The 2730-nt window shown below is 53.3% G+C and carries 1 rRNA gene (running past one end of the window); it reads left to right on the plus strand.

The features are described from left to right. A 23S ribosomal RNA gene (locus ACIGII_RS19420) occupies nucleotides 1-2694 on the plus strand (it extends 185 nt beyond the left edge of the window). Nucleotides 2695-2730 lie beyond the last annotated feature (36 nt).

Here is a 2730-nt window from a genome sequence, read left to right on the forward strand (position 1 = left end):
ACTGAAATATCTAAGTAACCAGAGGAAAAGAAATCAACCGAGATTCCCTGAGTAGCGACGAGCGAACGGGGACTAGCCCTTAAGCTGGAATGGTTCTAGAAAAACAGCCTGGAACGGCTGGCCATAGAAGGTGATAGCCCTGTATTTAAAAGGGCCACTCCAGTGAAGACGAGTAGGGCGGGGCACGTGAAACCCTGTCTGAACATGGGGGGACCATCCTCCAAGGCTAAATACTACTGACCGACCGATAGTGAACCAGTACCGTGAGGGAAAGGCGAAAAGAACCCCGGAGAGGGGAGTGAAATAGATCCTGAAACCGTGTGCGTACAAGCAGTAGGAGCTCGAAAGAGTGACTGCGTACCTTTTGTATAATGGGTCAGCGACTTACTGTTCGTGGCAAGCTTAACCGTATAGGGGAGGCGAAGGGAAACCGAGTCTGATAAGGGCGCATAGTCGCGGGCAGTAGACCCGAAACCGGGTGATCTAGTCATGGCCAGGGTGAAGGTGCCGTAACAGGTACTGGAGGCCCGAACCCACGTCTGTTGCAAAAGACGGGGATGAGCTGTGATTAGGAGTGAAAAGCTAATCGAACCCGGAGATAGCTGGTTCTCCTCGAAAGCTATTTAGGTAGCGCCTCATATGTATCCTCTCGGGGGTAGAGCACTGTTATGGCTAGGGGGTCATCGCGACTTACCAAACCATTGCAAACTCCGAATACCGAGACGGACTGTATGGGAGACACACGGCGGGTGCTAACGTCCGTCGTGAAAAGGGAAACAACCCAGACCCACAGCTAAGGTCCCAAATTCACTGCTAAGTGGAAAACCATGTGGAAAGGCACAGACAGCCAGGAGGTTGGCTTAGAAGCAGCCACCCTTTAAAGAAAGCGTAATAGCTCACTGGTCGAGTCGGTCTGCGGGGAAGATTTAACGGGGCTAAGCAGTGAACCGAAGCTTGGGGTGTGCATATTTATATGTACGCGGTAGAGGAGCGTTCCGTAAGCCGTTGAAGGTGGATTGAGAAGTCTGCTGGAGGTATCGGAAGTGCGAATGCTGACATGAGTAACGATAATGCGGGTGAAAAACCCGCACGCCGAAAGCCCAAGGTTTCCTTGCGCAACGTTAATCGGCGCAGGGTGAGTCGGCCCCTAAGGCGAGGACGAAAGTCGTAGTCGATGGGAAGCAGGTTAATATTCCTGCACCTCGCGTAAGTGCGATGGAGGGACGGAGAAGGTTAGGTGTACCCGGCGTTGGTTGTCCGGGGGAAAGGCGGTAGGTTTGGATCTTTGGCAAATCCGGGATCCTTCAAGACCGAGCACCGAGACGAGTCTTTAAGACAAAGTCACTGATACCACGCTTCCAGGAAAAGCTCCTAAGCTTCAGCTTACGCAGACCGTACCGTAAACCGACACAGGTGGGTAGGATGAGAATTCTCAGGCGCTTGAGAGAACTCGGGTGAAGGAACTAGGCAACATGGCACCGTAACTTCGGGAGAAGGTGCGCCCTTTTTGGTGGCTCATGCGAGCTATAGCTGAAGAGGGCCGCAGAAACCAGGCCGCTGCGACTGTTTATCAAAAACACAGCACTCTGCAAACACGAAAGTGGACGTATAGGGTGTGACGCCTGCCCGGTGCTGGAAGGTTAATTGATGGGGTCAGCCGCAAGGCGAAGCTCTTGATCGAAGCCCCAGTAAACGGCGGCCGTAACTATAACGGTCCTAAGGTAGCGAAATTCCTTGTCGGGTAAGTTCCGACCTGCACGAATGGCGTAACGACAGCGGCGCTGTCTCCACCCGAGACTCAGTGAAATTGAAATCGCTGTGAAGATGCAGCGTTCCCGTGGCAAGACGGAAAGACCCCGTGAACCTTTACTATAGCTTTACACTGAACGTTGAGTTCGTCTGTGTAGGATAGGTGGGAGGCTATGAAACCATGGCGCTAGCTGTGGTGGAGCCATCCTTGAAATACCACCCTGTCGTGCTTGACGTTCTAACCTGGGCCCATTATCTGGGTCGGGGACCGTGTATGGTGGGTAGTTTGACTGGGGCGGTCTCCTCCTAAAGAGTAACGGAGGAGCTCGAAGGTACGCTCAGCGCGGTCGGACATCGCGCACTGTGTGCAAAGGCATAAGCGTGCTTGACTGCAAGATCGACGGATCAAGCAGGTAGGAAACTAGGACTTAGTGATCCGGTGGTTCTGTATGGAAGGGCCATCGCTCAACGGATAAAAGGTACTCCGGGGATAACAGGCTGATACCGCCCAAGAGTTCATATCGACGGCGGTGTTTGGCACCTCGATGTCGGCTCATCACATCCTGGGGCTGTAGTCGGTCCCAAGGGTATGGCTGTTCGCCATTTAAAGTGGTACGCGAGCTGGGTTCAGAACGTCGTGAGACAGTTCGGTCCCTATCTGCCATGGGCGTTGGAGATTTGAGAGGGGCTGCTCCTAGTACGAGAGGACCGGAGTGGACGAACCTCTGGTGTTCCGGTTGTCACGCCAGTGGCATTGCCGGGTAGCTATGTTCGGAAGCGATAACCGCTGAAAGCATCTAAGCGGGAAGCGCGCCTCAAGATGAGATCTCCCGGGGCACAAGCCCCCTGAAGGAACCATATAGACTATGTGGTTGATAGGTCAGGTGTGTAAGTACAGCAATGTATTGAGCTAACTGATACTAATGATCCGTGTGGCTTGACCATATAACCTCAAGTTGCCTTGGCCGACATGACATGTCG

This window comes from Stenotrophomonas sp. NPDC077420 (assembly GCF_044543385.1).
Lineage (GTDB): Bacteria > Pseudomonadota > Gammaproteobacteria > Xanthomonadales > Xanthomonadaceae > Stenotrophomonas.